The sequence below is a fragment of the Rhizobium aethiopicum genome (assembly GCF_900094625.1).
Lineage (GTDB): Bacteria > Pseudomonadota > Alphaproteobacteria > Rhizobiales > Rhizobiaceae > Rhizobium > Rhizobium aethiopicum.
Map to the genome: position 1 here is coordinate 126,215 of NZ_FMAJ01000001.1, position 15,848 is coordinate 142,062.

General features: G+C 62.8%; 12 protein-coding genes and 1 riboswitch. Of the genes, 6 read left to right on the plus strand and 6 right to left on the minus strand.

The features are described from left to right. Window positions 1-6: 6 nt before the first annotated feature. Both GA0061105_RS00690 and GA0061105_RS00695 read right to left on the minus strand, forming a co-directional pair. Window positions 7-354: a hypothetical protein gene (locus tag GA0061105_RS00690; RefSeq protein WP_092747369.1), complete on the minus strand. Its 348-nt coding sequence runs from the start codon at window positions 352-354 to the stop codon at window positions 7-9. Between the two features lie 33 nt (window positions 355-387). After that, window positions 388-1,386, minus strand: coding sequence for a glycine betaine ABC transporter substrate-binding protein (locus GA0061105_RS00695; RefSeq protein ID WP_092747371.1), 999 nt, complete (start codon window positions 1,384-1,386; stop codon window positions 388-390). A 607-nt stretch (window positions 1,387-1,993) separates the two neighbouring features. Here GA0061105_RS00695 and GA0061105_RS00700 point away from each other — a divergent pair. Further along, window positions 1,994-3,448, plus strand: a complete 1,455-nt coding sequence (locus tag GA0061105_RS00700; protein WP_092747373.1) for a cobyric acid synthase — start codon at window positions 1,994-1,996, stop codon at window positions 3,446-3,448. 262 nt (window positions 3,449-3,710) lie between these two features. Then, window positions 3,711-4,937 carry an adenylate/guanylate cyclase domain-containing protein gene (locus GA0061105_RS00705; protein WP_245304208.1) on the plus strand — a complete coding sequence of 409 codons (1,227 nt, stop codon included), beginning with the start codon at window positions 3,711-3,713 and terminating at the stop codon, window positions 4,935-4,937. 4 nt (window positions 4,938-4,941) lie between these two features. Here the strand turns inward: GA0061105_RS00705 and GA0061105_RS00710 are convergent, their stop codons facing one another. Then, window positions 4,942-6,732 carry a chloride channel protein gene (locus GA0061105_RS00710; protein WP_092747375.1) on the minus strand — a complete coding sequence of 597 codons (1,791 nt, stop codon included), beginning with the start codon at window positions 6,730-6,732 and terminating at the stop codon, window positions 4,942-4,944. Between the two features lie 227 nt (window positions 6,733-6,959). After that, a riboswitch (cobalamin riboswitch) is annotated at window positions 6,960-7,108 on the plus strand. A gap of 582 nt (window positions 7,109-7,690) precedes the next feature. Between GA0061105_RS00710 and cobU the strand changes: the two genes are divergently transcribed. From cobU to cobO, 4 genes are read left to right on the plus strand one after another with little or no spacing between them, the layout of a single operon-like run. Continuing rightward, window positions 7,691-8,197, plus strand: coding sequence for a bifunctional adenosylcobinamide kinase/adenosylcobinamide-phosphate guanylyltransferase (gene cobU, locus GA0061105_RS00715; RefSeq protein WP_092748253.1), 507 nt, complete (start codon window positions 7,691-7,693; stop codon window positions 8,195-8,197). A 6-nt stretch (window positions 8,198-8,203) separates the two neighbouring features. Next, window positions 8,204-9,259, plus strand: a complete 1,056-nt coding sequence (gene cobW, locus GA0061105_RS00720) for a cobalamin biosynthesis protein CobW (RefSeq protein ID WP_092747377.1) — start codon at window positions 8,204-8,206, stop codon at window positions 9,257-9,259. Window positions 9,260-9,262: 3 nt separating this feature from the next. Next, window positions 9,263-13,084, plus strand: a complete 3,822-nt coding sequence (gene cobN, locus GA0061105_RS00725; protein ID WP_092747379.1) for a cobaltochelatase subunit CobN — start codon at window positions 9,263-9,265, stop codon at window positions 13,082-13,084. A 9-nt stretch (window positions 13,085-13,093) separates the two neighbouring features. Beyond that, window positions 13,094-13,732 carry a cob(I)yrinic acid a,c-diamide adenosyltransferase gene (gene cobO, locus GA0061105_RS00730; protein ID WP_092747381.1) on the plus strand — a complete coding sequence of 213 codons (639 nt, stop codon included), beginning with the start codon at window positions 13,094-13,096 and terminating at the stop codon, window positions 13,730-13,732. Between the two features lie 5 nt (window positions 13,733-13,737). Here cobO and GA0061105_RS00735 read toward each other — a convergent pair whose 3' ends face one another. The 3 genes from GA0061105_RS00735 to GA0061105_RS00745 form a co-directional block, all read right to left on the minus strand. After that, the gene (locus GA0061105_RS00735) at window positions 13,738-14,532 is read right to left on the minus strand and encodes a helix-turn-helix domain-containing protein (protein ID WP_092747383.1); all 795 of its coding nucleotides are present in this window, start codon (window positions 14,530-14,532) and stop codon (window positions 13,738-13,740) included. Next, on the minus strand, window positions 14,532-14,858 hold the full coding sequence (locus GA0061105_RS00740; RefSeq protein ID WP_092747385.1) for a nuclear transport factor 2 family protein: 327 nt from the start codon (window positions 14,856-14,858) through the stop codon (window positions 14,532-14,534). Before GA0061105_RS00740 ends, GA0061105_RS00735 begins: the two co-directional genes overlap by 1 nt. Window positions 14,859-14,989: 131 nt before the next feature. Beyond that, the gene (locus GA0061105_RS00745) at window positions 14,990-15,775 is read right to left on the minus strand and encodes a TSUP family transporter (RefSeq protein WP_092747387.1); all 786 of its coding nucleotides are present in this window, start codon (window positions 15,773-15,775) and stop codon (window positions 14,990-14,992) included. Window positions 15,776-15,848: the final 73 nt, after the last annotated feature.

Below are 15,848 nucleotides of genomic sequence, written 5' to 3' on the forward strand. Positions count from 1 at the left end.
GCCGGATCATGGCGCCGGGGGATATGCCTTTTCGAGGCCGCCGGATCGGCTGAGACCGGTCCGGAAGGCTTGGTAGGCGGGATGCTGGCTCGAGCGAGCGGCTTCCGTCAGCCGTATCTGTAGGCGATCCGGCGCTTGGGTCCCCAGCCACATTCCAAGCTTCTCGAGCTTCAGCGAGTTCAGGAAACGCGATTCCGTGGCAAGATCGAGATGGCGTCGCAGGCCGTCGAGCAGGTTGTCGTCCTGGGCGGCATTTTCCATGAGCAGGGCCAGATATGATTTGTCGGCTTCTGACAGCGCGGCGAGTTTGTCCGCGACGGTATCGCGGTCGGGGAAGGGAACGTTGCCTGTCATTCGAATCGTCCGGTCGTTGGAGCTTATCTGCCGTTATAAGCTCGCCTTGACTTTCTCGGCTACATCGACCGGTACCCATTTCATCCAGAGGCTTTCGTAATTGCGCAGGAAATAAATCGCGGCATCTTCGTTGCTTTGGCGATTTTCATCCTGCCAGGCGAGCACCTGGTTGATCGTCTCATTGTCCCATTTGCGAGTCTTGAGATAGGTCGTGACAGGGCCGGCACGGCTGGCAAAAGACCTGGTCATCAGTGTGAAGGCGCGAGAGACCGGATAGGAATTGAGCTCGGGCCTGGCACAGCCGGCAACCGCGGTGCAGCGGTCCCATTCAGTCTTATTGTGACTGACGCCGAAGCTCAGCCGCGTCATATCGTATTTGCCGAGGATGGCGGTCGGCGCCCAGTAATAACCGAGCCAGCCGATCTTGTTGTCGAAAGCCCGGGCGATCGAGGCGTCGAGGCGTTGGGGACTGCCGGTTTCGACAAGTTCGAAGCCTTTTTTATCAGCGGCAAGGGCCTTGAAGAGGTTGGTGGTCGATATCTGGCAGCTCCAGTCGGCGGGACAATTGTAAACCGCGCCTTTCGACGGATCGTCCTCGGCAGGGAAGAGCTCGGGATGTCTCAGTGCATCCTCGACCGAACGAATATTGGGGTGGGCGTCGGCGATGAATTTCGGGATAAACCAACCTTCGACCGCGCCATCGGCGAGGATTTCGGCGCCCTGCACCAGCCGGCCGGTGTTGATTGCCTGATCGAGTAAGGCCCTGACGGAATTGATCCAGTATTCCGACGCGATATCGGGGGTGCCTTTCTCATTCATCGAGGCAAAGGTCGGCAGCGTGTCGCCGTCGACGATCGTAACGGCGCAGCCATAACCTTTTTCCAGGATGATCTTATCAAAATTTGCCGCAATCCCTGCCGAGGCCCATTTCATCTCGGCGACGGAAACGCTGCCGCAGTCAGCAGCTTCGGCCGGCACGGTCGCGCTAAAAAGAGCCGCGGCAAAGACGGCCGAAATCAAAAGCGTCTTCATTGTCTTCCCCGAATTCTTCTTAGACAACTGCTGCCGGGACTTGCCGAAAATCTTCCGGCGCCCAAAGGAGAACGCCTGGCGGCGATGCCACGACAGGCGTTTCCGGTGCACGGCTCCGGGCCGAGCGGCTCCGGCAACTCGTCGCAGACCATATTTAGTAATGGCATATTCTGTGGAAGCCTACGCGTTCGCTCGCAGAAATCAACCGTCTTCTGCTCACGGTTGCGTTTACTAAATTACTGAATTCGAAGAACATAGTTCGCCGCGGCATTTGGCCTAGGCCAAAAACGGATGCTGCCTGCGAACACCGGCGCCGAGCATATCAAAAAAAGTCAAAATTAACATTTGCGTAAGGCTTCAATAACTCTCCGGTAAGAATGTGCCGCTATCAGTTGGGGCGTGGCGGCAACGACCGCTGCTTCTCCGGTTCAGGTAGTGCGTACCGGAGAAAGCGAGCTTCGCCGTGTAGGGGTGAGGACGCCTGAGTTTTCGGCAAACCGCGCAGAGCCTAGGCCATGCGCGGTTTTCGCGTTTTGCGAGAATACCCCCAGTCTTGACCCGGGATCGGCGGCCATTGTAGGCCTCGCCTCAACGAAAGGCGGCCGCCATGGCAAGAGCGATCATGCTGCAGGGAACCGGCTCGGATGTCGGCAAGACGGTGTTGGTGGCGGGTCTTTGCCGGCTGGCGGCCAATGCCGGGCTCACCGTGCGGCCGTTCAAGCCGCAGAACATGTCGAACAACGCTGCGGTCGCCGATGACGGTGGCGAGATCGGCCGGGCGCAATGGCTGCAGTCGCTCGCCGCCCGCACGCCGTCCTCGGTGCATATGAATCCGGTGCTGCTCAAACCGCAATCCGAAAGCGGCAGCCAGATCATTGTGCAGGGCAAGGTGTTCGGGCAGGCGAAAGGGCGGGATTATCAGCGGCTGAAGCCGCAACTGCTCGGCGCCGTGCTCGAAAGCTTCGAAAATGTGTCTGCCGGCGCCGACCTCATCGTCGTCGAGGGGGCCGGCTCGCCGGCAGAAATCAATCTCAGGGCCGGCGACATCGCTAATATGGGCTTTGCGACAAGGGTGGGCGTGCCCGTCGTGCTCGTCGGCGATATCGACCGCGGCGGCGTCATCGCCTCGCTGGTCGGAACGCATGCGATCCTCGGCGAGGCCGATCGGGCGATGATTTCGGGCTACATCATCAACAAGTTCCGCGGCGACGTTTCGCTGTTCGACGACGGCATCCGAGCCATCGAAGATTTCACCGGCTGGCCATGCTTCGGCGTCGTGCCGTGGCTTTCGGGCGCCGCGCGTCTGCCGGCCGAGGACTCCGTCGTGCTCGAACGGCTGGCAAGGGCCGGGACCGGGGCGCTGAAGGTCGCCGTGCCGGTGCTGCCGCGCATCGCGAATTTCGACGATCTCGACCCGCTGCGTGCGGAGGCGGATGTCGAGCTGGTTTTCGTGCGAGCGGGAGAGCGGCTGCCTGCCGATGCCGGTCTCGTGATCCTGCCAGGTTCGAAATCGACGATTTCGGATCTCGCCGATCTGAGGGCCCAGGGCTGGGACCGGGATCTCCAGATGCATGTAAGACGCGGCGGCCGGGTGATCGGCATTTGCGGCGGCTACCAGATGCTCGGCCGCACGGTGCACGACCCGCTTGGGCTCGAGGGAGGTGCGTTGGAGACGCTGGGGCTTGGGCTTCTCGATGTCGAAACGGAGATGGCGCCTGAGAAGACGGTGCGCAACAGCGAGGCCCGCTCGGCAGAATATGACGCGCCGCTTTCCGGCTACCAAATCCATCTCGGCATCACCCGCGGTCCGGACTGTATCAGGCCTTCGGCGATCATCGACGGCGCGCCCGACGGGGCGGTGTCGGCGGACGGCCGGATCGTGGGCACCTACCTGCATGGGCTCTTCGGCAGCGATGTCTACCGTGCCCGGCTGCTGGAGAGCTTTGGGCTTTTCGGCGGGCAGGGTAATTATCGCAAGAGCGTGGAGCAGGCGCTCGATGAGATCGCCGGGGAATTGAAGCGCTGCCTGGATGCACGGTGGTTGGATGAGTTGCTGGGCTAGTGCCGGAGGGTGGCAGCAGCAGGTAGCCGGGCCAGAAGCAGCGTGGTGGCACGGACCCTTCGGGGCTGCGCCTGCGGCTTAGCGCCTCAGGGTCAGGTGCGTTGAAGAATCCCACGGGGTGGGCCATCTCAGGGTGCCGGCGGAATTCCCTGTTTCACTGGCGTTGTGACGAGGCTGAAGCCTTGAAGGCAAGGCGGGTACTTGGCGCTCCTCCGCATCGGGCTATTCACGCGGGAGTAGAATCGAAACGCGAAGAGGGCTAATAGGTAGTAATGCGCGACAAGGCTCTTTTCGACCCCATCGATTCGGAGATTTGAAAATTAATAAGCATATCGAATGGCTTATAGACCAGGGAATCACCAGTGAACATATTGGCGATCTCGTCACCGGCCTGTGTGAGCGCCTGATCGCGGACGGGTTTCCGATCTGGCGGGCGAGTATCAGAATGCCGTCGCTGCATCCGATGTATCGCGGCATATCGGCCAATTTCTCGCGAGGCGGTGTCACGATCATCGAAACTGCCGAACATGGCAGCGAGACGGAGCGCAGCTTCGAGAAGACGCCGATATTCCATCTTTTGAACCGCGGCGAGAAAACCGGGCGGTGGAACCTGGCGGAGGGTGAGGGCCTCCATTATGCCGAGCTTGGCGAATTCGCGCTCGACGGTGGCACGGACCACGTGATCAGCATCTTCGAATTCCCGAAGGAGGTGGCATTGCGCGGGCTCGGTTTTTCGTTGACCAGCGACGCGCCGGGCGGATTTTCCGACGGACAGCTCGCGATCATCGAGGATCTTTTTCCGGCGCTGGGGCTGGCAGCTTACCGTGTCGCGGCCTCGAAGACCGCAAGCGAGATTCTCGCCGTCTATACCGGCGCCAGGACGAGCGCGCGCATTCTGGCCGGCGAAACCCGAAGGGGAACGGGCGGATCGATCAATGCTGCGATCCTGATTGCTGACCTTCGCAATTTCACGGCTTTGACCGAGGTCTATCAGCCAGGGGAGATCGTCGGGTTCCTGAACGATCATTTCGAACTGATCGGACAGCATGTCGAAGAAAATTCCGGCGAGATCCTCAAATTCATGGGCGACAGCGTGCTGGCAATCTTTCCGACCGACGCGGACGACCCCCAAAAGGCCTGCATGGCCGCTCTGGCCTGCGCCAACAATCTCCTGAAGGCGAATGAAGAGCTCAATCGCGAGCGGACGCGGACCGGCGGCCCCGATATCGGCGTCGACGTCGTGCTGCATCTCGGCGAGCTTTTCTATGGCAATGTCGGCGCCAAGGGCAGGCTCGATTTCACGGTGATCGGCAAAGCGGTTAATGAGGCTTCCCGGCTCGAAAAACTCTGCAGCACACTTGGTCAACATCTATTGATGTCGGAGAGCTTCGCGACGACCTGCGCCGTACCCTGCGACTATCTCGGATCGTTCGAGTTGCGCGGCGTTTCGAAGAGAGCCGACGTCTTCAGGCTCGCGGGTAAAACCTAGCGGTTCAGATTTCGCCCGACACCTCGCGGCGGCGGCGGTCGAGTTCTTCGCTGTAGCGGCGCAGCGTGTGGCTTTCGCTGAGCTGTCCGACCACCTTGCGCTCAATCAGATTGTTGACGACGGCGAGCGCTTCGCTTTCGCTCTTGTCGAAGATCGCCGCCGCTTGCCTGGCGTTCATCTGCGGCTGCAGGAAATCATTGCGATAGCGGACGAAATCGGCAAGCGTCTGGCCCTCGTCCTGAACGTCGGTCGGGTTGGCGTAGATCTCCGGGACCTGTACGAGCCCAGCATATTTGTCGTTCTCCTCGACGAGAATGACGCGCTGGGTCGAGCCGATCGGGAAGGCTCTCTTGAAGTCGTCCAGCGAGATATCAGCCCTTGCCGTTTTCACATCGGCGCGCATCAGCTTGTTTACCGTCAGATTGCGGATCCAGCCGACGTCGTGGGCGCTGCGGATGCTTTCGCCGCGCAGATGGAAGCGCCATGTGGCGAAGGAGTAGCCGAAGGTCGAGCGCACGACGAGCGAGGAAGTGATGACGGCAGCAAGAACCAGTGCCGTGATCGGGAAATCGCCGGTGATTTCGAGCGCCAGGAACGTCATCGTCAGCGGCCCGCCGATGACGGCTACAGCAAGCGAACTCATGCCGACCACTGCATAAATGACCGGCGTCAGCGTCGCATCGGCGAAATAGGGGCCGCAATAAGCAAAGAGTTTGCCGAGCAGGGCGCCCATGAACAGCGAGGCGAAGAACAGGCCGCCCCTGAAGCCGGAGCCGATCGAGATCGCCGAGGCAAGGGATTTAAGGAGGAAAAGACCGATCAGGGCCGGGATCGCCACGTCGCGGGAAAGGTTGAGATGCAGCGCGCCGTGGCCGGCCGAAAGCACCTGCGGCGAGATCATTGCCAAGAGTCCGACGATGATGCCGCCGAGCGCTGGGCGGAAGGGCGGGGCGATCGAGCTTTTGCGGGCAAGCTCCTCGACGAAGGCCACGCCCTGCATGAGGAGGATGCCAACGCCGGCGCAGAAGACGCCGAGCAGCAGTGCCGGGATATAATCGGCCGGCACGACCGAGCCGAAGCTGCCGATATCGATGGTGAAATCCCCCTCGGCGAGCAATCGCGCGACTAGGGTGGACACGAGGGCGGAGACGACGACCGGTGTCAGTGAGACGATCGTATAGGCGCCGATGATCAGTTCGAAGGCATAGAAGGCGCCGGTCAGCGGCGCGTTGAACGCGGCAGCGATAGCGCCGGCCGCGCCGCAGCCGACGAGGATGCGTAGGTCCGAGCGGCGGAGCTGCAGCTTCAGGCCGAATTTGGAGGCGATGCCTGCGGCGAGCTGGGTATAACCCGCCTCCAGGCCGACGGAGGCGCCGAAGCCATTCGAGATCAGATTCTGCACGGCCACGATGATGCTGTCGGTGAGCGACAGGCGGCCGCCATGCAGCGCATTGGCCTCGATCGGGTCGACCATCGGCTTCTTGCGCCGTTTGGCGAGCACCAGGAGCAGCAGGCCGAGCAGGACACCGCCGATGACCGGGGCAGTGAGCAGCAGCATCTTGTCCTCGATGACCGACGCGCTCAGCCTTTCGCTGTCGGCGATGCCGAAAACAAGCTGGTGCAGCTCGTTGGAGACATAGCTCATGCCGGTTACGGCAAGCCCCGAAGCGATGCCGACGATGGCCCCCGCTAGCGACAGGCCGACTTCGCTGCGGCGAGTGAGGGCGCGCAGCCGGCCCGGATCGAAGAAAACACGCAGCGCGCGCAGGCGGCGCCGATCCAATTTCATAAGCATGGCTAGACAACTAGGCGAGGAGAGGCCCGGTCAAGGGCGGCGGTGCAATCGCCTTGCATTCCAATTGCGGCGAAAAGCCGACGGGCGGGTCAAATATTTAAGAGGTAAGTCGCTGATAAAAGACGATATTTCCGGTAGAGTCAGTATTGTTGGCTCGCGCTTCGAAAAGGTCCAGCGCAATGCCGGTTACGAAGGTCGGTTGACTTCACCCCCCGGCGAGCCTAACGATCCCCGCAATAACGGATGGTTCCGGATCGGCGTTTCGCCTTCCGGATGAAAAGGGAATGTGACGGGGCGGACCCACATCGGGCGCTTTCATCACAGCCGACCCCGCGACTGTAGAGCGGTCAGGGTCTTCCATCCGGCATCGATCCCTCCTACCGGCAGCCCGCAATCGTGCAGGCGGGCGGGATGGGCGACATGCCGGAAAAGCCACTGGAAATGCATGGTGATCAACCGGGGTCGGACGCCTCTATCTCTACGAATCGTCCACCTTTTCACCGAGGCAGCCGGGAAGGCGAGGCAGATCCGCCGGCACGATCAGGGGCGACCGGACTTCCGGTTCGCCCCGATCGCCGCCGATAACCGCGAGCCAGGAGACCTGCCTTCCGTATCGGGCGAGAAGCCCAATCCTGGGCGAGAGACCCGCTGCCAACACGGAGGTTGTTTTGGCTGAACAATTGAATTCTGCGCCGCCTCTGGTGGTGCGATCGGGGTCCCCCTTTTCCCCAGCGGGGGTCCGAAGGACGAGTCCAAGCCAGTGGCTCGACCCAGGTCGGTGGCCCCAAGGGTCGGATGAGGGGCGCGCGCGGCGCCCCTATCCTTTTGCCCTTCGCTTGCGCTCTGTGCATTCGCGGCTTCGTCGCTCACCCCCTCAACCGCTTGCCAGCACCTTCTTCCCGCTGAGGAGAAGAGAGATGTGGCGCCGCCTGGCCCTCTCTCGGAGGGTCGCTTCGGCATGACCACCCTCGTCCTTGGCGGCGCCCGCTCCGGCAAATCCCGCTTCGCTGAAAACCTCGTCATGGCAAGCGCACTCGAGCGCCATTATATCGCGACCGGCCGTTCCTGGGATGAGGAGATGCAGGCGCGTATCGACCAGCACAAGGCCGATCGCGGCCCTTCCTGGACCACCCACGAGGAACCACTGGCGCTGGCGGAGCGGCTCGCGGCCATCGACGGCGAGGGCAGGGCGATCCTCGTCGATTGCCTGACGTTGTGGCTTACCAATCTGATGATGGAGGGGCGCGATATCGCGGTTCAGGCTGGTGCGCTTGCGGCCTGGCTGCCGCAGGCGAAGGCGCGGCTCGTCATCGTCTCCAACGAGGTCGGCCTTGGTATCGTGCCCGACAATCGCATGGCGCGCGATTTTCGCGACCATGCCGGGCGGCTCCACCAAATGATCGCGGCGAAGGCCGACGAAGTGTATTTCATCGCGGCAGGGCTGCCGCTGAAAATGAAGGGTTGAAGTTCCATGAACCAGCAGAAAATCCCGGCAACCGTGATCACCGGTTTCCTCGGCGCCGGCAAGACGACGATGATCCGCAACTTGCTCACCAATGCCGGGGGCAAAAAGATTGCGCTCATTATCAACGAGTTCGGTGATCTCGGCGTCGATGGCGAGGTGCTGAAAGGCTGTGGCGCGGAGAATTGCAGCGAGGACGACATTATCGAGCTCACCAATGGCTGCATCTGCTGCACCGTCGCCGAGGATTTCATTCCGACGATGACGAAGCTCCTGGAGCGCGAACAGCGGCCCGACCATATCGTCATCGAAACCTCGGGCCTTGCCCTGCCGCAGCCGCTGGTCGCTGCCTTCAACTGGCCTGATATTCGCACTCAGGTGACCGTCGACGGCGTCATCACGGTGGTCGACAGCGCGGCCGTTGCCGCCGGTCGATTCGCCGACGACCATGATGCCGTCGAGGCGGCGCGCGGCGAGGACGACTCGCTCGATCATGAGAGCCCGATCGAGGAGCTTTTCGAGGATCAGCTCACCTGCGCTGATCTGATCGTGCTCAACAAGACCGACCTGATCGATGGAGATGGCCTCGGCCGTGTGAAGAGTGAAGTCGCCTCCCGTATTGCCCGCAAGCCGGTCATGATCGAGGCCAGGAACGGCGAGGTGCCGGCGGGCGTGTTGCTCGGCCTCGGCATCGGTACGGAAGACGATATCGCCAACCGCAAGTCCCATCACGAGCTGGAGCATGAGGAGGGAGCGCCGCATGACCACGACGAATTCGACAGCTTCGTCGTCGAACTCGGCGCCGTTTCCGATACGACAGGCTTTGTCGAGAAGCTGAAGGCCATCATCGCCGAGCATGATGTGCTGCGCCTCAAGGGCTTCATCGACGTCTCGGGCAAGCCCATGCGCCTGCAGTTGCAGGCCGTCGGCAGCCGCATCGACCAGTATTTCGACCGCGCCTGGGTACCGGGTGAGGCGCGCCGCACGCGCCTCGTCGCCATCGGCCTGCACGAAATGGACCAGGACGCGGTCCGCAAGGCGATCGAAGCACTCGTACAGGGATAACAGATGCATCTGCTTCTCGCCCAGCAGGGAACGATCAGCGCCGGCGAGGAGGCGATCGACCTCGGACAAATGCCGGGCGATATCCTGTTCCTTTCGGCTGCCGACACCGAGCTTGCGGCGATTGCCGCCGCCTATCGCGAGCGTGGGGGGATGTCGCATTCGCTGAGGCTCGCGAACCTGATGAGCCTCAAGCATCCGATGTCGGTGGATACCTATGTCGAGCGAACGGCCCGGCATGCCAAGCTGATCGTCGTGCGGGCGCTGGGTGGCGCCAGCTATTTCCATTATGCGCTGGAGGCGCTGCATGCCATTGCTGCCCGCAATGGTGCACTGATTGCGGTATTGCCTGGCGATGCGAAGCCGGACGCCGGACTGACGCCGTTTTCGAATGTAGCGCTTGCGGATCTCAATGGCCTCTGGGCCTATCTGATCGAGGGCGGCGATACCAATACGCGGAGCTTCCTTGCTTATGCCTCGGCGATGCTGTCGGACGCGGAGAAGCCGGCGCCGGCAGTGCCTTTGATGAAGGCGGGGATCTGGTGGCCGGGGCGAGGGGCGATCGGGGTCGAGGAGTGGCGGCGGGTGACAGCACCGTCATCGACCAAGGCGGCCATACCCCGCTCGACAGAAGAGGTGGAATTCGAACCCACGCCCCCCATCGTCGCCATCAGCTTCTACCGTGCCCTCGTCCAGAGCGGCGAGACCGGGCCGGTCGAGGCGCTGGTCGAGGCCCTGGCCGCACTTGGCCTGCGGCCGCTGCCGGTCTTTGCCTACAGCCTGAAGGATCCCGTTTCGACAGGCATTCTCGAGAGCGTGTTTTCGGCGTTGAAACCCGATGTCGTCATCAACACAACGGGCTTTGCGGTCTCTGCACCGGGAACGGACCGGCAACCGACAGTGCTGGAGGTGGATGGCGCAGTCGTGCTTCAGGCGGTCCTGTCGGCCTCGTCGAGGGAAGCCTGGGAGGCTTCGTCGCAAGGCCTGTCGGCGCGCGATCTCGGCATGAATGTGGCGCTGCCTGAAGTCGACGGGCGCGTCTTGGCGCGGGCGGTCTCCTTCAAGACGGCGGCGCGCTACGATGCGGCGGTCGAAACCAACATCGTCGCCAGCGTGCCCGATGCCGGCCGGGTGCGCTATACGGCGGAACTCGCCGCCAACTGGGTGCGGCTGCGTCGCACGCCGGCCCATAGCCGGCGCATCGCCCTCGTGATGGCGAATTATCCGAACCGCGACGGCCGGCTCGGCAACGGCGTCGGCCTCGACACGCCGGCCGGCAGCATCGAGGTGTTGCGCGCGATGGCGGCGGCGGGCTATCCGGTCGCCGATGCTCCGGCCGACGGCGACGCGCTGATCCGGCATCTGATGGAGGGGCCGACCAATTCCGGGCAGGACGGCAAGGTTATCCGCGAGACGCTTTCGCTGAGTCACTACAAAGGTTTCCTGGAATCTCTTCCCAAGAAGATTCAGGATGAGGTGACGGACCGCTGGGGCGATCCCGAAGACGATCCCTATTTTTGCGGTAGCGGCTTCGCCCTGCCTTTTGCCCGCTTCGGCGGCGTCCTCGTCGGCATCCAGCCGGCGCGCGGATACAATATCGACCCCAAGGAAAGCTATCATTCGCCGGATCTCGTGCCGCCGCATGGCTATATTGCCTTCTACGCTTTCCTGCGGCGCGAATTTGGCGCCGACGCGGTCATCCACATGGGCAAACATGGCAATCTCGAATGGCTGCCGGGCAAGGCGCTGGCGCTGTCGGAGACGTGTTATCCGGAAGCAATCCTCGGGCCGCTGCCGCATCTCTATCCCTTCATCGTCAATGATCCGGGCGAGGGCACGCAGGCCAAGCGCCGCACCGCCGCCGTTATCATCGATCACCTGACGCCACCTTTGACGCGGGCCGAGAGTTACGGGCCGCTCAAGGACCTGGAGGCGCTTGTCGACGAATATTACGAAGCCTCCGGTGGCGACCCCCGCCGCATCCGATTGCTTAGCCGGCAGATTCTCGACCTCGTCACCGATATCGGGCTGGACCGGGATGCGGGTATTGCGAAAGGCGAGAGCGAAAGTGAGGCGCTGAAGAAGCTTGATGCCTATCTCTGCGATCTGAAAGAGATGCAGATCCGTGACGGGCTGCATGTGTTCGGCATGTCACCGGAGGGGCGGCTGCTGACGGACCTGACCGTGGCGCTGGCGCGGGTCCCGCGCGGGCTGGGCGAGGGCGGCGATGCGAGTTTGCAGCGGGCGATTGCTGCGGACGCGGGATTGAGCGTGGTGCCCGCGATACCCCCCTCTGGGGGCGCCTCGATCTTCGACCCTCTCGTTTGCAACATGGGCACCGCCTGGGCTCGCCCGAAACCGGCAATCCTCGCCGAAATTCTCGACGACCCCTGGCGAACCAACGGCGATACCGTCGAGCGCATCGAATTGCTCGCCGCGAAGTTGGTTTCCGGCGAGATGGAATGCCCGCCTCTCTGGTCCCAAACCAGATCGGTGCTCTCCGAGATTGAAAATCATCTCAAACCCTCCATCCTCGCCTGCGGCCGCGCCGAGATCGATGGGCTGCTCCGCGGCCTCGGCGGCCGATTCGTCGCGCCCGGCCCCTCCGGCGCGCCGACGCGAGGGCGGCCGGATGTGCTGCCGACGGGTCGCAACTTTTACTCCGTCGACAGCCGCGCCGTACCGACGCCGGCGGCCTATGAGCTTGGCAAGAAGTCGGCCGAGCTTTTGGTGCGCCGCTATGTTCAGGATCACGGCGAGTGGCCTGTCTCCTTCGGGCTGACCGCCTGGGGCACGTCGAATATGCGCACCGGCGGCGATGATATCGCCCAGGCGCTGGCGCTGATCGGCGTCAAGCCGCTCTGGGATATGAGCTCGCGCCGCGTCACCGGCTACGAGCTCATTCCGCAGGCAATGCTCGGGCGGCCGCGCGTCGATGTGACGCTCCGGATTTCCGGCTTCTTCCGCGACGCCTTTCCCGAGCAGATCGCCCTGTTCGACAAGGCGATCCGCGCCGTCGGCTCGCTCGAAGAGGAAGAGGCAGACAATCCGATCGCTGCGCGCATGCGCTGCGAGACGGCACGGCTTGAGGCAGCCGGTCTCGACGCAACGTCCGCGAAACGCCGCGCGGGCTACCGCGTCTTCGGCTCGAAACCCGGCGCCTACGGCGCGGGCCTGCAGGCACTAATCGATGAAAAGGGCTGGGAGCGGCGTGCCGACCTTGCCGAGGCCTATCTTGTCTGGGGCTCCTATGCCTATGGCGCCGGTGAGGAGGGCGGGGCCGAACGCGGTCTGTTCGAGGAACGGCTGCGCTCGCTGCAAGCCGTCATTCAGAACCAGGACAATCGCGAGCATGACCTGCTCGACAGCGACGACTATTACCAGTTCGAGGGTGGCATGGCGGCGGCGGCCGAACAACTCGCCGGCGCGCGTCCATCGATCTATCACAACGATCATTCCAGACCTGAGCGGCCGGTAATTCGTTCGCTGGAGGAGGAGATCGGCCGTGTCGTGCGCGGCCGCGTCGTCAATCCGAAATGGATATCGGGCGTCATGCGCCACGGCTATAAGGGAGCGGCCGAGATTGCTGCCACCGTCGATTATCTCTTCGCCTTCGCGGCGACGACGGGCACGGTCGGCGCGCACCATTTCGAGGCTGTTTACCAGGCCTTCGTCGCCGATCCGGCCGTGCGCAGCTTCATGATCGAGAAGAACCGGGCGGCATTCGACGAGATGAGGGAGCGGCTCAGCGAAGCGATCGACCGCGGTCTCTGGACGCCGCGCAGCAATTCGGCCCGGTTCGACCTGGCTGCCATGCAACGCAAATGAGGTGCACTGATGAGCGACGACACCACGGACAACGACGCAGGTGGCAAGGACGATGCGCGCCACGCCGAGAAGATGGCGAAGAAGAAGGCGGCGCGCGACAAGATCATGGCGACAAAGACCGATGGCAAGGGCCTGGTCATCGTCCATACCGGTAAGGGCAAGGGCAAATCGTCGGCTGCCTTCGGCATGATCTTCCGCCACATAGCCCACGGCAAGCCGTCGGCTGTCGTTCAGTTCATCAAGGGCGCGATGTGGACCGGCGAGCGCGACCTGATCGAAAAGCATTTTTCCGATCTCTGCCAGTTCCACACCATGGGCGAGGGCTTCACCTGGGAGACGCAGGACCGCGCCCGCGACGTCGCGGCCGCCTCGGCCGCCTGGGAAAGGGCCAAGGAGCTGATCCGCGACGAGCGCAATTCCATGGTGCTGCTCGATGAGATCAACATCGCGCTGCGCTACGACTATCTCGACATCAACGAGGTCGTCGCCTTCCTGAAGAGCGAGAAGCCTCACATGACGCATGTCGTGCTGACGGGGCGCAACGCCAAGGAGGAACTGATCGAGATCGCCGATCTCGTCACCGAGATGGAGCTCATCAAACATCCCTTCCGCTCCGGCATCAAGGGCCAGGCCGGCGTGGAGTTTTAAGGCCGTCAGTTGAGCGCAAGGCCGCGCAGGATCGCGGCCGTTTCCTCATCCGCGGGAAAGAAGGATTCGACCGCGAGCTCCGATAAGGTGATATCGACAGGCGTGCCGAAGACCGTCGTTGTGGAGATCAGCGACAGCAAGCCGGCTTTGGTTGCAAGCCGGAGGGGAACGGCGATACCGGCATAGTCGGCGTGGTTTTCGCCGGGCCGTTCCGACACCGGATAGGACCGAAGCTCCTTCAACAGCTTTTCCAGGACAGGATCGCCCGAGGCCGATATCTGCTGACGCAGCCTTTCGAGGAGGTGGCCACGCCATTCACTGTGATTGACGATATGCGGCGCCAATCCCTGCGGATGCAGGCTGAGGCGCAGCACGTTGACGGGCGGCGCGAGCAGCGACTGATCGACAACGCCTGAGAGCAAGGGAGCGATGGCGGCGTTGGCCGCGACCAACGTCCAGTGGCGGTCGACGGCCAGTGCCGGGAACGGCTCGTGCCCTTTCAGCACCATGTCGACGGCGCGTCGCGCCGCCTCGAGGGCAGGGTCATCAAGCTTGCGTTCGGCAAAGATGGGGGCAAAACCCGCCGCCAGCAGCAGCGGGTTTCTGTCGCGGAGAGGCACTTCCAGCCGTTCGGCAAGATGCAGCAGCATTTCGCGGCTGGGTGTCGCGCGCCCGCTCTCGATGAAGCTCAGATGCCGTTGCGAGATCTCCGCCTCCAGCGCCAGGTCGAGCTGACTCATGCGTCGGCGCTGGCGCCACTCGCGCAGGTGATCTCCGAGGGAGCGGGCGGCCGGCGTCATCAGGCGGCTGCCGGCAGTTGGTCGATGAAGCCGCGCACGGATTTCAGCTTGCCGCTGTCGAGTTCGGCGAAATCCGTGCCTTTGATCACCGCTTCGCCGTTTTCAGGCCCGAGCCCCCAGGAAAAGCGCAGATTATCGCCATAGCCGTCGGCCGCGCCGATCAGTTCGAAGCGGAAGCCGGGGAAGCGGCTTTGTACGGCCTCGACCAGCGCATTGATCTGCTCATGACCTTCGCCGCGCATCAGCGGATCGACATAGGTGGCCGCTTCCGCCCAGCTCTCCGCGATGAGAGCGCGGCGGCGAGCGCCATCCTTCTCGTTCCAGATGGCGAGGTAGCGCTCGGCTTTGCGTCGTTCATCAGGTCATCTCCTTTTGATCGCCCGTCAGTTCCAGGCAGCGCGATCATGCGGGAAGGCGGTGCGCCCTATCAATTACGCCTGAGGTAATGGGCGCTGGCTCAGATGCCGAGCCAGATACGCAGCGGATTTGCCGGATCGGAGAGCAGCTTGACCGCAAGGGCGACGCAGACGATGACGAGCAGCGGCTTGATCAGCTTTGCGCCGATGCGCATTGCGAGCCGTGAACCGAGCTGCGCGCCGAGGAACTGACAGATACCCATCAACAGCCCAATCTTCCAGAGGATCGCGCCGAAGCTCGCGAAGACGATCAGCGCGCCGAAATTCGAGCCCAAATTAAGAAGCTTTGTATGGGCAGTGGCCTTCAGCACGCCGAAGCCGGCGAGGGTGACGAAGGCGAGCATGAAGAAGGACCCTGTCCCGGGACCGAAGACGCCGTCATAGAAGCCGATGACCGGCACCAGCGTCAGACCGAAGGCGAAGGGCGTGATGAGACGGTGGGTGTCGAGGTCGTTGAGGTTCGGCTTGACGGCAAAGAAGATCGCGATCGCCAAAAGCAGCACCGGCATGATCGCTTGCAGCACCTGTCCGGGTACGATCGTCGCAAGAGCGGCTCCGAGGGCGCCGCCCATAACGGCCATCAGCGCCATCGGCAGCTGCTCGGCAAGCTCCACATGGCCCTTGCGGGCATAGGCGAGCGTGGCGGAAGCGGCGCCGAAGATCGACTGCACCTTGTTGGTTCCGAGCGTCTGCAGCGGCGGGATGCCGGCGATCAACATCGCGGGAACGGTAATCAGGCCGCCGCCGCCGGCAATGGCATCGACGAAACCGGCAAAGAAGGCAGCCGCGCAGAGCAGCAGAAGCAGATGAAGGGCGATGTCAGGCAAGATGCTATTCCAGAAGGGGCTTTCAGCGGGTCTTGTTGCATTTCCCCCTCCATGCTGCAATGGCTGCAAGGAC

Coding starts and splice junctions, on each gene's coding strand:
- GA0061105_RS00690 (WP_092747369.1), bottom strand. CDS start 354: ATGACAGGCAACGTTCCCTTCCCCGACCGCGATACCGTCGCGGACAAA.
- GA0061105_RS00695 (WP_092747371.1), bottom strand. CDS start 1,386: ATGAAGACGCTTTTGATTTCGGCCGTCTTTGCCGCGGCTCTTTTTAGC.
- GA0061105_RS00700 (WP_092747373.1), top strand. CDS start 1,994: ATGGCAAGAGCGATCATGCTGCAGGGAACCGGCTCGGATGTCGGCAAG.
- GA0061105_RS00710 (WP_092747375.1), bottom strand. CDS start 6,732: ATGCTTATGAAATTGGATCGGCGCCGCCTGCGCGCGCTGCGTGTTTTC.
- cobU (WP_092748253.1), top strand. CDS start 7,691: ATGACCACCCTCGTCCTTGGCGGCGCCCGCTCCGGCAAATCCCGCTTC.
- cobW (WP_092747377.1), top strand. CDS start 8,204: ATGAACCAGCAGAAAATCCCGGCAACCGTGATCACCGGTTTCCTCGGC.
- cobN (WP_092747379.1), top strand. CDS start 9,263: ATGCATCTGCTTCTCGCCCAGCAGGGAACGATCAGCGCCGGCGAGGAG.
- cobO (WP_092747381.1), top strand. CDS start 13,094: ATGAGCGACGACACCACGGACAACGACGCAGGTGGCAAGGACGATGCG.
- GA0061105_RS00735 (WP_092747383.1), bottom strand. CDS start 14,532: ATGACGCCGGCCGCCCGCTCCCTCGGAGATCACCTGCGCGAGTGGCGC.